Origin of the sequence: Martinezella lusitana, assembly GCF_010668395.1 — a bacterium.
GTDB classification, from domain to species: domain Bacteria; phylum Pseudomonadota; class Alphaproteobacteria; order Rhizobiales; family Rhizobiaceae; genus Rhizobium; species Rhizobium lusitanum_A.
In genome coordinates this window covers 1-17035 of the sequence record NZ_WUEY01000025.1, presented here as the reverse complement: position 1 = coordinate 17035, position 17035 = coordinate 1, and the positions used below count along the sequence as shown (strand labels likewise).

Below are 17035 nucleotides of genomic sequence, written 5' to 3'. Positions count from 1 at the left end.
CTTGTGCCTGACAGGCTCGCCAACGGATAGATGGCGGGAGCCTTGCCAATGGCAAGGCACAAAAATGCCAATGTGGCTGTCCGCGGCAACTGGCCGCAAAGCAGATAATCCAAATGCGCCATGAGATCGTGGCGACTACGATCCGATTGCGCTCAAGCCCGCAACTGTCATCTGTATCAACCCGGCCGTCGCAGCAAAGGCAAGTGCCGAGACGAACAGAGCCGCAAGGATCAGCACCCCGTCACGCGCCATGAGGGCGACGGCGATGACGACAAGGGCGACGACCGGCATATAGTTGCCGAGCGGGATCGGCAGAACGATGGCGACCGCCAGCAGGAAGATTGGAAATGACAGCAGCCATTGCATTGTTCCGCCCGTGAAGACGGCGAGGCGCCCGGGACGCACCATGGTCTCGACTTTTGCAATGATCGGCGCGCTATAGCGCACCATGATTTCAACGACCGCCGGCGACAGTCTGCGTCGGCTGAGGAAGGCCGGGAGCCATATCGCCCGACGGCCCATCGCGATCTGCGCCGCCACCACGGCGAGCGCACTTCCGAAGACGATGCCGAAAGGCCCGGGTATGGGAGAGAGCGCAGGCAAGCGAGAAACAGGATGGTGAAGGCGATGCTCGCGCTGCCAAGGCCACTCAGCATCTCGCCAATCGAGATGCCACCTTGCGCTTGCGCGAGCTTGAGCAATTCATGCAGGCGAGCAGAGATTCCTGCGTTCTCCTGCGTCGCGTCCGTTGCCTGTTCCATCATTCGATTTCACCACGCCGGGTTGTCGGGACACTTGGCATCGCGCCTCTTCACGTCTCGATGGCGGCATTTTTGAACAGGCCTATGACGGTCGCGCAGGCCGGATTGTTCTTGTCGAGCAGATCAACGGGATTGCTCCAGCCGGTCGAGACGCCGATGACGGTGGTGATCGTCCAGACCGTGTCTTCCGATGTGCGCTGCACCAGCAGCGGAATCTGAGATGACAGACAGGCCTGCGATTGCCTGACGATTTCGATCGGTTGGCCCGTGGCGGCGGCATGCCGTTCGATTTCGGCCTGAAGCGGGTTGAGAGCAAAGGTTGCAAAGAGGGACGCGATGAGATTGGAAATCATGTGTCTGCCTTTCGGAAAATCAGTGGGAGCGGGGAGGGCAGGATGTCCGCAGCACGCGGGCGTCTTGTTGCATTATGCGCGTTCGGCCCTGTCGCGCGTTTTCAGCAGGCTCCAAGCCACGCCGCTTGCGATGATGGCGAAGGTGATGCCGAGGGAGAGGGCGGCCGGGAATTTCTCCAGGCCCAGCATATCGGCAATGAAGATCTTCGAGCCGATGAAGACGAGCACGATGGCAAGCGCCGGCTTCAGATACTGGAAGCGATGGATCATGGCCGCCAACGCGAAGTAGAGGGCCCGCAAGCCAAGGATGGCGAAGATGTTCGACGTATAGACGATGAACGGATCGGTGGTGATGGCGAAGATCGCGGGAACCGAATCCACTGCAAAGATGACGTCGGCCACTTCGATCAGCGCAAGCGCCATGAAGAGCGGCGTTATGAACCAGACCATCCTGCCTGTCTGCGGATGTGGCTGCCTGACGAAGAAGCGCTCGCCGTGATGGTGGTCGGTGACGTTGAAGCGGCTGCGCATGAAGCGGACGAGCGGGTTTTTGGAAACATCCGGCTCGGCATCCTTTACGACCAGCATCTTGATGCCGGTACCGATGAGGAACGCCGCGAAGACATAGAGAAGCCACGAGAATTCGGCCACCAGCGTCGCGCCGACGCCGATCATGATCGCGCGCAGCACGATGACGCCCAGGATGCCCCAGAAGAGTACGCGGTGCTGATAAAGGCGCGGAACGGCGAAGAAAGAAAAGATGAGGGCGATGACGAAGACGTTGTCGAGAGCCAGCGTCTTTTCGACGACGAAGCCGGTCATATAGGCAAGACCGGAATTGGCGCCGAGATACCACCATATCCAGCCGCCGAAGGCGAGGCCGAGGGAGATATAGAGCACCGAGAGCTTGATGCTCTCGCCGACACCTATCTCCTTGTTTTCTTTATGCAGGACACCAAGGTCGAATGAGAGGATGGCAATGACGAGCGCAAGGAAGCTCGCCCACATCCAGAGCGGCTTTCCAAGCCACTCCACGAAGAGCAAGGAAGTTTCCATGACGGAGAACCTCGGTCGGCGCGATGTCGGAACGGTCCGACATCGCAAGAGCGCCGACGGCTCTCACCAGAGGGGCCCGGACCAGCGGGTTGGCCAATAGCTGGGAAGGGAGCGTTCGCGTTTCAAGGGGCGTAGCAGCAGTTCGCAAGGGAACGGTAATTTCGCCCGGTTCTCTAGTCTGACGTCCGTCCGATGTGGAGGCTATAGACGCTTGCCCTTTCCTGCGCGACGAAATCGGTCAACGCTGCGGGAATTTCGACATGAGCGCTGTATCGCGCCAGAATATGGAATCCGTCAGGAAGACCGGTCGCTATGCGGTCGATGATCTTTTCATAATCGACGATCAGCAGTTCGCGCCCGACCATCAGATCGAAAAGCGCGGGATCGGAAATGACATGCTCGTTCTCACAAAACCAATAGGAGGAAATCGTCAGATCGGGGTGGTAGCCGATCCGCGCCGGCAGGTTTCGTTGCTCGAACTGGAAACGCCCCGGCAGCTCGGCCGCCGACATGAGTTCCCTGGCAAGAGAGAGTTGATGCGCCGACACATCCAGACCGTGAAGCTCCAGCCCGGGATTGTCGGCAAGATAGGCAAAGGCGAGGCTGAAGGCGCCCGAGCCGCAGCCGAGATCGCATACATTCTTGTATCCATGCACGGCAGCTTTCAGATTGGTGAGCGCCTGCAGGCACTTCAGAGAATTGCGCATCCCGAAAGCGCGCGTAAATGCATCGGCGGAGCTGCTGTAGTCGAATATCTCGATCTGGCGTCTGCTTTCGACAGCGTTGCGCAAGGCAATGGAGTCGCTGCTTGGGTGATATAGATGGTTACACTTCAGTAGGATTTCGGCGAATTCCTCGATAGTTCGCGCCTGTACGTCCGTGCATGCCATGCAAGTCTATCCTCGCTAGGGGTGTACTGTCTGGCGTGATAGGAAAGGCAGCAGGGGCCGAAAGCAAGCCCCTTAACGCGCTAAAGATGTGGCCGCCGTCATCGAAGGCTGTCGCCATGCCAGCCGTGCGAAGAGGGGACCGGAAACCCTTCAAAGGTCTTGAGCGTGTCGAGGACGATCGAAGTCTTCACATGCTGTACCGACTCGTGCGGCAGCAGCACGTCGTTGACGAATCTTGAAAGGCCGGCCAGTCCGCGCGTCGCGACCTTCAGGTGATAATCCATTTCTCCGGTCAGCGCATAGGCTTCCAGAACTTCCGGCAGCCCGTTGATCAGCTGCGAAAACCGGCGGGCATTGTCCCTGTTGTGCGTGGCGAGCGTCACCGAAATCACCACCAGCATATCCAGGCCCAGCCTCTGCCTGTCGAGATTGGCCTGGTAGCCGCGAATATATCCCTCAGCCTCCAGCCTGCTGCGCCGGCGCGAGCATTGAGAGGGGGAAAGGGCAATCCGCTCGCCCAGCTCATTGTTCGTCAGCCTGCCGTCCTTCTGAAGCTCTTCGAGCAGACGTAGATCCAATTTGTCGAGTGGCTCATCCATTGCATGAATCTTTCAAAGTGCTCACAGATCGTGTATAATATTCTCAGTTCGCAGCGATAATGCAAGCACTTTGCGTGCGTTTTGGGCCATACTTTGCACAGTCAAAGTCCAGTCTTCCGAGGAGGAGAAAATGGGTCCTTTTCCACACGATGCGCCGCCGTCGGAAATCACCGCCGATAACCCGGCCGGCACCGATGGCTTCGAGTTCGTTGAATTCGCTCATCCCGAGCCAGAGAAGCTGCGCGAGCTCTTCACCCGCATGGGTTACGTCACGGTTGCCAAGCACAAGACGAAAGACATCACCGTCTGGCGCCAGGGCGACATCAACTACATCCTGAACGCCGAGCCCGGCAGCCATGCCGCTCGCTTCATCGCGGATCACGGCCCCGCGGCGCCGTCGATGGCTTGGCGTGTCGTCGATGCCAGGCACGCCTTCGATCATGCGGTCTCAAAAGGCGCGGTTCCCTATGAGGGTAATGACAAGGCGCTCGATGTTCCGGCAATCGTCGGCATCGGCGGTTCGCTGCTTTATTTTGTCGAGACCTACGGCAAGAAGGGATCGGCCTACGAGGCCGAGTTCGATTGGCTCGGCGAGCGCGACCCGCGCCCCGAAGGTGTCGGCTTCTACTATCTCGACCATCTGACGCACAATGTCTTTCGCGGCAACATGGACAAGTGGTGGGACTTCTATCGCGACCTGTTCAATTTCAAGCAGATCCACTTCTTCGATATCGACGGGCGTATCACCGGTCTCGTGAGCCGGGCCATCACGTCCCCCTGCGGCAAGATCCGCATCCCGCTGAATGAATCGAAGGACGACACCAGTCAGATCGAAGAATTCCTGAAGAAGTACAAGGGCGAGGGCATCCAGCACATCGCCGTTGGAACGGATGATATCTATCAGGCGACGGACACGCTTGCCGACAACGGCTTGCGCTTCATGCCGGGCCCGCCGGAGACCTATTACGATATGTCCTATGCGCGGGTGAACGGGCACGAAGAACCCATCGAACGCATGAAAAACCATGGTATCCTCATCGACGGTGAAGGCGTGGTGAATGGTGGCATGACCAAGATCCTGCTGCAGATCTTTTCCAAGACCGTCATCGGCCCGATCTTCTTCGAGTTCATCCAGCGCAAGGGCGACGAAGGGTTCGGCGAAGGCAATTTCCGCGCCCTCTTCGAGTCGATCGAAGCGGAACAGATCAAGCGTGGCGTCATCGGCACGGCGGCCGAGTGAGCTTTTTCGGGCGACCCTGCCCAAGCGTGGGGTCGCTTTCAGTCTTCGGGAGGAGTGAAGCATGGACCAGACGATATCCAAGGCGTCCGACCGCCAGGCCACGGCGACGGATAAGCTGCAGTACATGCCGGGTTTCGGCAACGATTTCGAAACGGAAGCCCTCCCTGGCGCATTGCCTCAGGGCCAGAACAGCCCGCAGAAATGCAATTACGGTCTCTACGCCGAGCAGCTTTCCGGCTCGCCATTCACTGCTCCGCGCGGAACGAACGAGCGGTCATGGCTCTATCGCATCCGCCCAAGCGTCCGTCACACCCGGCGCTTTTCCAATGCCTCCTATCCTTTCTGGAAATCGGCACCCTGCCTGGACGATCATTCGCTGCCGCTCGGCCAGCTTCGCTGGGACCCGGTGCCGACGCCGTCCGAACGGCTGAATTTTCTGGAAGGCATCCGCACGATCACCACCGGCGGCGACGTGCTGACCCAGACCGGCATGGCCGCCCACGCCTACGTCTTCAACGAGGATATGATCGACGACTACTTCTTCGATGCAGACGGAGAGCTGCTCCTCGTTCCCCAGGTCGGCGCCATCCGGGTCTTCACGGAAATGGGCGTCATGGATGTCGAGCCTCTGGAAATCTGCGTCATCCCGCGCGGCATGATGTTCAAGGTGACGCGCAGAGGCGATGAGCAGGTCTGGCGCGGCTATGTCTGCGAGAACTACGGCGCGAAGTTCACGCTGCCGGAGCGCGGGCCGATCGGCGCGAATTGCCTTGCCAACCCGCGTGACTTCAAGACCCCCGTTGCCGCCTATGAGGACAAGGAAACGCCGTGCCGCGTGCATGTCAAATGGTGCGGCAAGTTCTACGTCACCGACATCGGCCACTCGCCCCTCGACGTCGTCGCCTGGCACGGCAACTACATTCCTTACAAATACGACCTGCGGACATTCTCACCGGTCGGCGCCATCCTGTTCGATCATCCCGATCCGTCGATCTTCACGGTGCTGACCGCGCCGACAGAAAGTGCCGGCACCGCGAATGTCGATTTCGTCATCTTCCCGCCGCGCTGGCTGGTTGCCGAACATACGTTCCGGCCCCCCTGGTATCACCGCAACATCATGAGCGAATTCATGGGCCTGATCCACGGCCAGTATGATGCGAAGGAAAAGGGCTTCGTGCCGGGTGGCATGAGCCTGCACAATATGATGCTGCCCCACGGCCCGGACGCCTCCGGCTTTGAGAAAGCGTCCAATTCCGAGCTGAAACCGGTGAAGCTGGATCAGACAATGGCCTTTATGTTCGAGACCAGATTTCCGCAGCAGCTGACGAAATATGCCGCTGAACTCGAAACACTGCAGGACGATTACATGGAATGCTGGGATGGTCTGGAGCGCCGGTTCGACGGTACTCCCGGGATCAAGTGACGATCAGCCATCCATTCTTCGATATTGGAACCGGACCATGAAGCTCGCGACTTTGAAAGACTCCACAAGGGACGGCCGGCTCGTGGTCGTTTCGCGTGATCTGACCCGTTGTTCCGAGGTCGGGCACATCGCCCGCAGCCTGCAGGCTGCCCTTGACGATTGGGAGCACGTAGCGCCGAGGCTCGCCTTGATTGCGGAAGGCATCGAAACAGGCGCGGAACCGACGATACGGTTTCACGAACACGATGCCGCCTCGCCGCTGCCGCGAGCCTATCAGTGGGCCGACGGCTCAGCCTACGTCAACCATGTCGAGCTGGTGCGCAAGGCGCGCCATGCCGAAATGCCGGCAAGCTTCTGGGTCGATCCGCTGATGTACCAGGGCGGCTCCGACGGCTTCCTGGCGCCGCGCGATCCCATCCTTGCGGCCGATGAAGCCTATGGCATCGACATGGAAGGCGAGGTGGCCGTCGTGGTCGGCGACGTTCCCATGGGGATCGGTCCGGAGGCGGCGCGCCACGCCATCAAGCTGGTGATGCTCGTCAACGACGTGTCGCTGCGCGGCCTGATCCCGCAGGAATTGGCGAAGGGCTTCGGTTTCTTCCAGTCCAAGCCGTCATCGGCGTTCTCTCCGGTTGCCGTCACGCCGGATGAGCTTGGCGATGCATGGGATGGCGGCAGGCTGCACCTGCCGCTCCTGGTGGCGTTGAACGGCAAACCCTTCGGCAAGGCGAATGCCGGCGTCGACATGACGTTCGATTTCGGTCAACTGATCGCCCACGCCGCCAAAACGCGCAGCCTCGTCGCCGGCACGATCATCGGTTCGGGAACGGTATCCAACAAGCTTAATGGCGGGCCGGGAAGGCCGGTCGAGAAAGGTGGCGACGGCTATTCCTGCATCGCCGAGATCCGGATGATCGAGACAATCGAAACCGGATCTCCGAAGACACAGTTCATGCGTTTCGGCGATCAGGTCCGTATCGAGATGCAGGATCGCGCTGGGCATTCGATTTTCGGGGCGATCGAACAGACCGTCCAGCGATACGAAGGACCGCAGGCGCGATGAGCGACGTCGTTCTTTACGATTACTGGAGATCGTCGGCGAGTTACCGCGTTCGCATTGCGCTCAACATCCTCGGGATCGGCTACAGAACCGTCCCGATCAATCTGTTGGATGGCGAACAGAAGAGCCCGGATTACCTGGACCTCAACCCGCAGGGATTCGTGCCGACGCTGGTGATCGATGGAAGGATCATGACGCAGTCGCTGGCAATCATCGAATATCTGGCCGAGCTTCGGCCCGATGGCGGATTGATCCCGCCGGAAATCACAGATCGGCAGCATGTGCGCGAACTCGCCTACGCGATTGCCATGGATATCCATCCCATATGCAATATGCATGTAGCCGCCCATGTCGCGACGATGACGGATAAGGCCGACGCTCGCGAGGACTGGATGAGGCATTTCATCGCCAGCGGCCTTCGCAAGCTCGAGATCATGCTGCGCAAGTTCGACGGTGCGTTCGGTTTCGGCGATACGCCGACCCTGGCGGATATCTGTCTCGTTCCACAGGTCTATAACGCCCGCCGCTGGGGCGTGGACCTGACCGACCTCAGGCGCATCGTCGAAATCGACGAAAACTGCGCGAAACTACCTGCCTTTCAGGCTGCGCATCCGGATCGCGTCAAGGTCTAAGCACGACCCGAAGCCGAATGTGCCAGGTGTCGGAGCGTCGGCGCTGCAGCTATAAACACGCGTCTTTTAGATGCTATACATACAATCAGCATTCCTTAGCGATATCGCCTTTTGAATTACCGGTTGCAGAAAGTCGCGTGTTTTTTATGTGATTGTCATGTGGCTTTTATAAGTGGGGAGAGGGAAGCAACCAACGCAGGGGGTATAAATGCGTAAACTTCTTCTCGCCATGATGTCTGCGACCGTAATGTCCGGCGCAGCCCATGCAGCGACAGTCTATCCGTTGGACCGGGCAACGGTACTCGCCGGCTCGCCTTTCGATTTCAAGGTCGAGTTCAGCAAGGTGGTAAAGCCTGAGGACGTGAAAGTCACCGTCAACGGCGAAAGCTACGATGCGGTTTTCGGCAAGGCTGCCGATTTCGTCGCCGAGGAAAAGGGGACCGAAGACAAGGTGCTCGGATCCGCTCTGATCCTGCGTGGCGTCAAGCTCGCAAAGCCCGGCCAATACAAGGTCGAGGTTTCGGCCGGCGACGAGAGAAAGTCGGTCAACTGGGACGTCTACGGCACGTCCGCTGCGCCCAAGGCCAAGAACATCATCTTCCTGCTCGGCGACGGCCTCTCCGTCGCGCATCGCACCGGCGCCCGTATCATGTCCAAGGGCATGACCGAAGGCAAGGCCAACGGCCGTCTCGCCATGGATGACATTCCGCCGGTCGCCTTCATCGGTACCTCCTCGACATCGGCCATCGCCACGGACAGCGCCAACACCATGTCGGCCTATATGACGGGGCACAAATCGGCCGTGAACGCGCTCGGCGTCTATGCCGACCGCACACCGGCAAGCCTGGATGATCCGAAGGTTGAGACGATCGGCGAGGCCCTGCGCCGTACCGGCAAGAAGTCGCTCGGCATCGTGACCACGTCCGAACTCGAGGATGCAACGCCTGCCGCGCTGGTGTCTCATACGCGCAAGCGCGGCGACAAGGCCGAGATTGTCGGCATGATGTATGACGTCAAGCCGGATGTCCTGCTCGGCGGTGGCTCGGCCTATTTCCTGGCGAAGAGCGTACCGGGCTCCAAGCGCAAGGACGACAAGGACTACATCGCGCTCTTCAAGGACGCCGGTTATGCCGTTGCTACCGACAAGACCGAATTGGCAAGCGCCGCCGGCTCGAACCAGGACAAGCTGCTCGGCCTCTTCCACACAGGCAATCTCGACGTCACGCTTGATCGCGAATTCCTCAAGAAGGGCACTGTCGACAAGTTCCCGAACCAGCCGGGCCTCGTCGACATGACCAAGGTCGCGCTCGACAAGCTTGCCAAGAATCCGGAAGGCTTTTTCCTGGTTGTCGAGGGCGCATCCATCGACAAGATGAGCCATCCGCTCGACTGGGATCGCGCTTTGATCGAAACGATCGAGTTCGACAAGGCGGTTGCCGTTGCCCGCGAGTTTCAGGCGAAAAACCCCGACACGCTGATCGTCGTCACCGGCGACCATACGCATGGCGTCTCGATCATCGGCACTGTCGACGATGAAAAGCCGGGCACGGAAATGCGCGACAAGGTCGGCACCTATGCTGCTGCCGGTTTTCCGAACTACGAGGATAAGGATGGCGACGGCTATCCGGACCGCGTCGACGTTTCCCGTCGCCTGTTCATGGCCGCCAACAATGGTCCCGACCATTACGAGACCTTCCGTCCGAAGCTCGACGGCCCTTTCGTTCCGGCAATCCAGAACGAGAAGAAGGAATATGTTGCCAACGAAGCCTACAAGGACGTGCCCGGTGCCGTCTTCGTGCAGGGCAATATTCCGAAGGACGAAGACAGCGGCGTCCATGCCGTGGACGATATCGTGCTGCAGGCGGTTGGTCCCGGTGCCGAAGGCTTCCGGGGTTACATGGAACAGAGCGATGTTTACCGCGTGCTGGCCGACACCTTCGCGCTCGGCTCTGAAAAGATCTAACTCGTCAGAGACAATCCGAATATGGACAGGTGGCTTCAAGGCCGCCTGTCTCTCTTTCTCTCAAGGGGTACGCGATGTCCAAAAGCCAGATCGCCACCATCAATCGCCGGACCTTCTTGGCCGTTGCCGCGACTTTGCCGGTCATGGGCATTGCCGCGCGTGCGAAGGCTGCCGAGAAGCTTGGCTTCGGCGAGCTCTACAAGAGCTTCGGACCGCTTGGTCTGGAGTTTTCCGACAGGGTGAAGCAATTGAGCGGCAAGGAAATCGCCATCAACGGCTTCATGGCGCCGCCCTTGAAGGCGGAGGCAGCCTTCTTCGTGCTGACGGAAATTCCGATGTCGCTTTGCCCCTTCTGCTCTTCCGATGCCGACTGGCCTGACAACATCATGGTCGTCTATCTCTCAAGCAGGCAGACCTTCGTGCAGTACAACGCGCCGATCCTTGCGCGGGGCGTGCTGGAATACGGCTCCTGGACCGATCCCGAAACCGGCTTTATCAGCCAATTGCGTCTCAGGGATGCATCTTTCAGGACGGCCTGATCATATGCTTGCGCTTGATGTCTCCAGTCTTGAAATGCAGTTTCCCGGCTTGGCCGCGCCTGTGCTCGCGATCGAGCGTTTCCATCTGCCGGCGGGCGGCAGGCTCGCGATCACCGGCGCATCCGGCTCAGGCAAAAGCACCTTCGTCAACGCCATCACCGGCCTGGAGAAGGTCACGCGCGGCAGCGTTTCCTGGAGCGGCACGGAGATCACCCGTCTTTCCTCTGGCCGGCGCGACGCGTTTCGCGCGCGCAACATCGGCCTCGTCATGCAGGACTTTCATCTCTTTCCCGGCTTGTCCGCCTTCGAGAACGTTGTGCTGCCGGTCAGGCTCACGCGGCGTCTCGCGCCTCACGAGCGGGATCGCGCGCTTTACCTGTTGTCCGCAACCGGTATTGCCCGTCCGCAGCAGAAGATCGAAACCTTGTCGCGCGGCGAGATGCAGCGCGTTGCCGTTGCCCGCGCCCTTTTATCGCGTCCGGGCGTCATTGTCGCGGACGAGCCGACCGCCAGCCTCGACCGGCAGGCGGGCAAGGAGGTTGCCGAACTCCTGCTGCAGCTTGCGGCCGAGGAAGGGACGACGCTTGTGGTTGTCACGCATGATGCGTCGCTTGCCGAACGACTTGGCCGCCGCATCAATCTGGCGAGTGGACGCATGGAGGAAGACATTCAAGAGGCCGGCGCACAATGATCACCTTCATTCTTGCCGATCTCAGGCGCTTCTGGAGCGGGGCGTTTGCCGTCGTTGTGCTGATTGCCCTGTCGGTCGCCTTGAGCGTGACGGTCACGCTGCAGGAGCGGGCCGTACGGCTGGGCAGCGCGCGCGCCGCTGAAAAATTCGATCTGCTTGTGGGGGCTGCCGGCAGCGAGACGCAGCTGGCGCTTTCGGCCGTCTTCCTGCAGCCGGCGCCGCTGCCGCTGATGGAGGGAGCCGTTCTTTCCCGTCTTGCCAACGACCCGCGCGTGGAGCTGGCGGCACCGGTCGGCTTCGGCGATTCCGCTTACGGGCATCCGATTGTCGGCACGACGACCGGCCTGATAACGTCCCTTTCGCCATCGCTGTCGCAGGGGGCGATGTTTGCGCGCCTTGCTGAAGCAGTTGTCGGTTCGGACGTCGCCTTGTCGACGGGCGCGGAGATCAAGCCCATGCACGGCTCGGCCGAGGCCGGTGGCGAAACCCATACGGCCATTGCCTATAGGGTCACCGGCCGCATGGCGCCGACGGGTACTGCATGGGATCGCGCGATCCTCGTGCCGATCCGTGCGGTCTGGCAGCTGCACGGAATGCATGGAGACGAGCACCACGACCACGACGGCGATGCGGCTGAGCCGCATGGTGCCGAACCGGCGGCGCAGGAGGAAGGCCATGGACATGAGCACGGCCATGTCGATGCCGATGCGCCGCTCGATGAGCATTTCGACGCGCAGACGCCGGGTGTTCCGGCCGTTCTCGTAAAGCCGAAGACGATTGCCGATGCCTATCGCCTGCGGCAGGAATATCGCACCGGCACGACGCTCGGCGTCTTTCCCGCGGAAGTGTTGACCAGGCTCTACGCGACGCTTGGCGATGCCCGTAGCCTGCTTCTGGGGATCGCCCTTGGAACACAGGCGATCGTGATTGCCGCGATCGTGCTGGTCACGGTCATGCATGTCGGCTCGCGGCGTCGGCAGATCGGCGCGTTGCGCGCGCTCGGCACACCGGTCGGCTCGATCGTCACTCTCGTATGGGGCGAGCTCTTTATCCTTTTTGCCGCCGGCATCCTGCTTGGTATCGCGCTCGGCTATACCGCAGCGTTGGTGATCTCCGCCAGACTTGCCGCATCGACCGCGGTCCATCTGCCTGTCGGCTTCACCTTCGATGATCTATGGCTCGTTGGCGGTTTCGCGGCCGTCGCGGCAATCATCTCCGTCGTGCCTGCGTTCAGCGCCTTACGCTCCAGCCCGGCCGCCGCGCTGCGCGCCTGACGACCGGTTGGCAACAAGATTGGCGGGAGCGCGCCCGCTTCATGGGCATGTCGGCTGAAATCGAATTGCCGTCCGACGCGCCGAAGACATATGGCTTCGTCGGATCGATTTTGAGCTGAAGGGCCTGGTCTCGAGGCGGTCCCCGACGGCTGCGACGATCGGATGAGCTTACCCGAAGCGAATGGCCGTTCAGCCTTCGAAGCCGAACCGTTCGACATCGAAATCGTCACCATCGTAACTGGCGCTACCCTCCTGAATGTCGGCGACATCGTCTTCCATGGGGATCGGCGCACCGACGAGATCCGGGAGCGTCATGTTGATTGCCATCCCCGGCGGCTGCAGCGCCCAGGCGACGATCGCCCCGGTCGACATCGACCCGACGCCCGCCGATACGTCCTGAGAGGCGTAGATGGGGAGCGCCGTCATCGGCTGCATCCTTGCCATGGCGCCATTGTTCGCTGTCTCCGAATGGCCGGCTACAACCAGTCTTCCCGCATCGTTTCGCCCGACCACCAGGCTTGCCAGCGTGGCAGGCGCCGGTCTTTCCGGGGCGACTGTCGGAATGGCGACAATGCTGGCGGGCCGCCATGCCGGCAGCGGCACGCTATAGGCTGCAAGGTCGGCAAAAGGCGGCGCTTTATGTTCCTCTGTCACCCGCTTGGCAAGCTGAAGTTCCAGCCCACTTGCGGCCCGGCTCTTGGGTGTCGGAAGCATGCTGGTCAGAAGACTGGCGTTCGGCTTATCCCCGCGAGACGCGATCGACGGGCCGTCATCGTCGTCAACGACGGCTTCGATCTTGGCGCTCGGTTGAGACGGCCGCTTCCGGGATTGCGTGACGGCAACCTCATAGCCCGGCAGAGGTCTTCCGTCCGCCGGCATATGCAGTGTCCGTCCGTTCGGGAAAAGTCGTGCGAGTTCCTGACGCGACATCCTCGGCCATGCGCGGACCCTGCCGACATCCAGATGGACGAACGGCGATCCGGAATTGGGATAGAAGCCCACGCCGCCGATCTGCATTTGCATGGCGATCGCGCGCAGGCTCGCGAGCTTCACGCCTGGAATATAGAAATCCATCGCCTTTCCGAGCGTATGCTGGCTGTGCTTTGCGACGCCGGAGCTGCGCGAGCGATTGCGCAGCATGCCGTTGGTCGACGGAGAGCGATAGGCCGAGACGACATGAATGGGTTCCCGCGCACCGCTGCGATCGTAGACCTCCCAGACAAGGTCGAGCAGTTCCGGATCGATCCGGGTCGGCTCGTTCTTTCGCCAATCGCGCAGGAAGCGGTTGATTTGGGCAAGGCCTCTCGGATCGTATTTGCCACCGCGCTTGAAGACGATGGTCGCCCTTTCGCCCGTATGCGTGAAGAAGAGCTTGAGCGCCCTGTCCTCAGCCGCGGCGGAGCCGGCAAAGGCGCCGAGTATCAGCATCGCTGCCAATGCCACGCGGCAGGCGACGAACGAGGAGATCATGGCGAAGCTTGTCGCCGAAATGGAGAAGATCGCTTGATGCACGGATACGACTTTCGCCCTTGCTAACAGACACAGATATCAGAGGCGCCGCGCCCGCGGCATCGCTATACCTCCAATTATGGTCAATAAATCCCTAACGGACCGTTTATAGCGGAAAATGGCGCGATTTTGCCGGTTCGAGCGCTTTCATGGGGACTGAAGCCGGCCCTTTCGTGGCAGTCAGTCCGCATCTTGGAGAACTCGGGACTCATGGCCGCGGCCGGGCGGAAAAGCAGCGGTCGCAGGATCTCGCGGCGGCATTCGAACCATGTGGATAAACCGGCTTTGCAAACGTTTTCGCGCGGGTTGCAAACTGCCTGCCAAGACAGCATCATCGCGGCCCATGAGCGGACAGAATCGATTTGCTCCGCCGTCCAGCGGGCAGCAAACCATCAAGCGTAGCGACCTGTTGCGGCAGCTTCGGCGCGCCGGCATCCGCCGTTTGACGGCTATCGTGGCGCCCGCAGGCTACGGCAAGACGTCGCTCGCCGTCCAATGGCATGACATGCTGAAGGAGGATGGCGTCAAGCTTTGCTGGGTATCCCTCGATGCCGAGCACGCCAATCAGGAAGCCTTCCTGCTTGCCCTGATCGATGGTCTTCAAACGCTTCTGGACGAGGATGGAGCAGACGCCGGCAATCTGCCGGCCGCGGCGCTTCTTTCCGTGCTTGGAACACGCCTGCGCAAGATCGATGAGCCGGTCGTCATCTTCCTGGACGACTATCATTTCGCCCAGACGGATGCGACCGAGGCGTTGATGGCGAAGATCCTTGCCGATCTTTCGCTGGAGCATGTCAAGCTGGTGCTGGTGAGCCGCAGTCCGCCGCGCTTTCCGCTTTCGGCTTTGCGGCTGCGCGGCGAGTTCAAGCAATTCGGTGTTGCCGAACTCGGCTTTAGCGACGCGGAAGCGCGGGAATTGTTTGATGGCAAGGGCGCAGATCTGACCGAGGAGCAGGTCGGCTCTTTCAATCGCCGCACCGAGGGCTGGGCCGTCGCGTTGCAGATGGTTAGCCTGCTGGTCTCGGACTCCGAACAAAGCGATGCCATCCTGGCCACTTTCGATGGCGGCGGCGCCGATATGGGCTCCTATCTCTCCGAGCAGGTGTTTGAACATCTGCCCGAGGATATCCGTCTGTTTCTGGTCGAGATTGCAGCGCTGCCGGCGTTCAATCAACCGCTTCTCGAGGCGGCGCTGGAGAGCAGCGAGCGCGCCGCCATGATCGAGCGGCTGAACGAATATGCCCTTCCCGTGACGCTGCTTGCCGGCCCCGGCAACTGGATGCGCTTCCACCCCGTCTTCAACGAGTTCCTCAAGGAAACTGCCGGTCGAAGGGGCATCGATGCCGCGCGAGCTTTGAACCGGGCGGCCCATTGGTTCGAGGGCAGGGGCGATATAGATCGCGCCGTTCACCATGCGCTTTCGGCCGGTGACGCCAATCTTGCCGCGCGCATCGTCGAAACTGCCGGAGGCTGGCGGCGCGTCTATGCGACCACGCGCGGCGGCGCAACGCTTTTTCAGGCCTTAAGCGGGCGCGCTTCGGAGATCGATCTGGTCCGGTTTCCGCTGGCGACACTGGGGCTTTCGATCTTCAACGCCAAGGCCGCCCAGCTTGCCGCAGCCAATCATTATCTCGTCATCGCCGAACGGCGGGCTGCCGGCGATCCCATCCTGGCAAAGGATCTGCGCGTCGTGCGCATTCTTCTGGCGCTTTATACGGACCACTGGGCAAGCGCGGCCGATCTTTCCGCGCTGGAGGACGACTTGCGGCAGCCGGAAGGTATGGAGCTCATCCATCAGGCGCTGGCGCTCAACATGCTTTCCTACAATTTCCTGATCCGCAGCGAGCTTGATCGCGCGCTGCACTACGGCCATCTGGCCATTCGCGCCTTCCGCGACGGCGGCGCCGATTTCGGTGCGATGCACCTCTACACGCATATCGGCCAGGCCTTCTTTCTCTCCGGCGATTGCGCAAGCGCGCTTGCGGCCTATGACGAGCTGATCTGCGAAGCGCAGACCAATATAGCGCCCGGCAGCGATCTCGATGCCGTTGGCCAGGTCCTGAAGGCCGAAGTCCTGTCGATGAGCGGTGAGGTGGAGACCGCGGAGGAAATACTCGGATGGGCGCTGCCGCATCTTGAACGCCATGATACCTGGTTTGATCTTCTCGCCGCCGGCTTCATGGCCGAACAGCGGGTGCTGCGGATGCGGGGAGATTTGCTGGCCGCGCATGCCGCCATGGACCGTATCCGCGCAGCGGCGCGTCGTCGTGGCTTTGATCGGCTCACCCGTCTGATCGACGGAGAGCGCGCCATGCTTCTCATATCGTCCGGCGATCTCGATCAGGCGATCCGGCACGCCGAGGCCAACGGCTTCGGTATGCAGGCAATCGGCGCAGATCGGGCCAACGCGCTCGCCATCCATCTGCGCGGCGCAACGCCGGCGATCTTCTGGACGCGCGCCTACCTGGCACTCGGCGAGAGTTCCAAGGCGCGAGAGGTCTTCGATCAATTCAGGACGCGCCAGTCACAGCGTCCGCATGTGCCGCGTGCGATAGAGCTGACCCTCATCGAGACCGGCATTCTGGTCGCCGAAGGCCGCACGGATCTCGCCGCCGCCCGTCTTTCCGATCTCGTCCTGACCATGCCCCTCGACGACTACAGGGCGCTGCTGCGTCTCGACTATGCCGCTGGCCTGGGAGAGCTTCGCGCGCTCGCCAATCATCCGAGCGTTGCAAACGTCATCCGCAAGCGTCTCCAATCTCTGCTCATGGGCGGGGAGGCGACGCGGGAAGCAACTGTCGACGATGGCGGATCCACCTTTACCGGCCGGGAGCGCATGGTGCTCGAATTGCTGAGCTCAGGCCTTTCCAACAAGGAAATCGGCCGGATGCTGGCGCTTTCCGACAACACTATCAAATTTCACCTGCGCAACATCTTCGCCAAGCTCAACGTCTCGACGCGGACGGCCGCCGTGACGGCAGCGCGCCAAAAGGGCACGCTCAATCGATAGGCCTGCCCGAACGGGTGGGTTTCGCTATTCCCACC

General features: G+C 60.9%; 15 protein-coding genes. 9 read left to right on the top strand and 6 right to left on the bottom strand.

The genetic code is table 11. The annotated features are described in order from the left end of the window. Positions 1-135 precede the first annotated feature (135 nt). From GR212_RS31385 to GR212_RS31365, 5 genes are all read right to left on the bottom strand, one after another. Positions 136-603: an exopolysaccharide biosynthesis protein gene (locus GR212_RS31385; RefSeq protein WP_246726124.1), complete on the bottom strand. Its 468-nt coding sequence runs from the start codon at positions 601-603 to the stop codon at positions 136-138. Positions 604-811: 208 nt separating this feature from the next. Further along, positions 812-1114, bottom strand: a complete 303-nt coding sequence (locus GR212_RS31380; RefSeq protein WP_163992966.1) for a hypothetical protein — start codon at positions 1112-1114, stop codon at positions 812-814. A 72-nt stretch (positions 1115-1186) separates the two neighbouring features. After that, positions 1187-2170 carry a TerC family protein gene (locus GR212_RS31375; RefSeq protein WP_163992965.1) on the bottom strand — a complete coding sequence of 328 codons (984 nt, stop codon included), beginning with the start codon at positions 2168-2170 and terminating at the stop codon, positions 1187-1189. Positions 2171-2343: 173 nt separating this feature from the next. After that, the gene (locus GR212_RS31370) at positions 2344-3060 is read right to left on the bottom strand and encodes a methyltransferase domain-containing protein (RefSeq protein ID WP_163992963.1); all 717 of its coding nucleotides are present in this window, start codon (positions 3058-3060) and stop codon (positions 2344-2346) included. A 98-nt stretch (positions 3061-3158) separates the two neighbouring features. Beyond that, positions 3159-3659: an Lrp/AsnC family transcriptional regulator gene (locus GR212_RS31365; protein ID WP_163992961.1), complete on the bottom strand. Its 501-nt coding sequence runs from the start codon at positions 3657-3659 to the stop codon at positions 3159-3161. A 130-nt stretch (positions 3660-3789) separates the two neighbouring features. On the opposite strand from GR212_RS31365, the gene hppD reads away from it, so the two are divergent. The 8 genes from hppD to GR212_RS31325 all read left to right on the top strand — a co-directional run bounded on the left by hppD (position 3790) and on the right by GR212_RS31325 (position 12481). Beyond that, positions 3790-4899 (top strand): 4-hydroxyphenylpyruvate dioxygenase, encoded by a 1110-nt coding sequence (hppD, locus tag GR212_RS31360; RefSeq protein ID WP_163992959.1) that lies wholly within the window; start codon positions 3790-3792, stop codon positions 4897-4899. Positions 4900-4960: 61 nt separating this feature from the next. Continuing rightward, positions 4961-6322 carry a homogentisate 1,2-dioxygenase gene (gene hmgA, locus GR212_RS31355; RefSeq protein WP_163992958.1) on the top strand — a complete coding sequence of 454 codons (1362 nt, stop codon included), beginning with the start codon at positions 4961-4963 and terminating at the stop codon, positions 6320-6322. 37 nt (positions 6323-6359) lie between these two features. Further along, positions 6360-7385 (top strand): fumarylacetoacetate hydrolase family protein, encoded by a 1026-nt coding sequence (locus GR212_RS31350; RefSeq protein ID WP_163992955.1) that lies wholly within the window; start codon positions 6360-6362, stop codon positions 7383-7385. Then, a complete protein-coding gene (gene maiA, locus GR212_RS31345; protein WP_163992953.1) occupies positions 7382-8014 on the top strand; it encodes a maleylacetoacetate isomerase in 633 nt (210 codons plus the stop codon). The genes GR212_RS31350 and maiA overlap by 4 nt, the downstream gene beginning before the upstream one ends. A gap of 208 nt (positions 8015-8222) precedes the next feature. After that, positions 8223-9977: an alkaline phosphatase gene (locus GR212_RS31340; RefSeq protein ID WP_163992951.1), complete on the top strand. Its 1755-nt coding sequence runs from the start codon at positions 8223-8225 to the stop codon at positions 9975-9977. 74 nt (positions 9978-10051) lie between these two features. Continuing rightward, a complete protein-coding gene (locus GR212_RS31335) occupies positions 10052-10516 on the top strand; it encodes a hypothetical protein (protein ID WP_163992949.1) in 465 nt (154 codons plus the stop codon). Between the two features lie 4 nt (positions 10517-10520). After that, positions 10521-11207, top strand: a complete 687-nt coding sequence (locus tag GR212_RS31330; RefSeq protein WP_163992947.1) for an ABC transporter ATP-binding protein — start codon at positions 10521-10523, stop codon at positions 11205-11207. After that, on the top strand, positions 11204-12481 hold the full coding sequence (locus GR212_RS31325) for an ABC transporter permease (RefSeq protein WP_163992945.1): 1278 nt from the start codon (positions 11204-11206) through the stop codon (positions 12479-12481). Before GR212_RS31330 ends, GR212_RS31325 begins: the two co-directional genes overlap by 4 nt. A 189-nt stretch (positions 12482-12670) precedes the next feature. Here the strand turns inward: GR212_RS31325 and GR212_RS31320 are convergent, their stop codons facing one another. After that, a complete protein-coding gene (locus GR212_RS31320; RefSeq protein WP_163993076.1) occupies positions 12671-13951 on the bottom strand; it encodes a DUF882 domain-containing protein in 1281 nt (426 codons plus the stop codon). A 382-nt stretch (positions 13952-14333) separates the two neighbouring features. Here GR212_RS31320 and GR212_RS31315 point away from each other — a divergent pair, with 382 nt between their 5' ends. Then, positions 14334-17000 (top strand): LuxR C-terminal-related transcriptional regulator, encoded by a 2667-nt coding sequence (locus GR212_RS31315; protein WP_163992942.1) that lies wholly within the window; start codon positions 14334-14336, stop codon positions 16998-17000. Positions 17001-17035 lie beyond the last annotated feature (35 nt).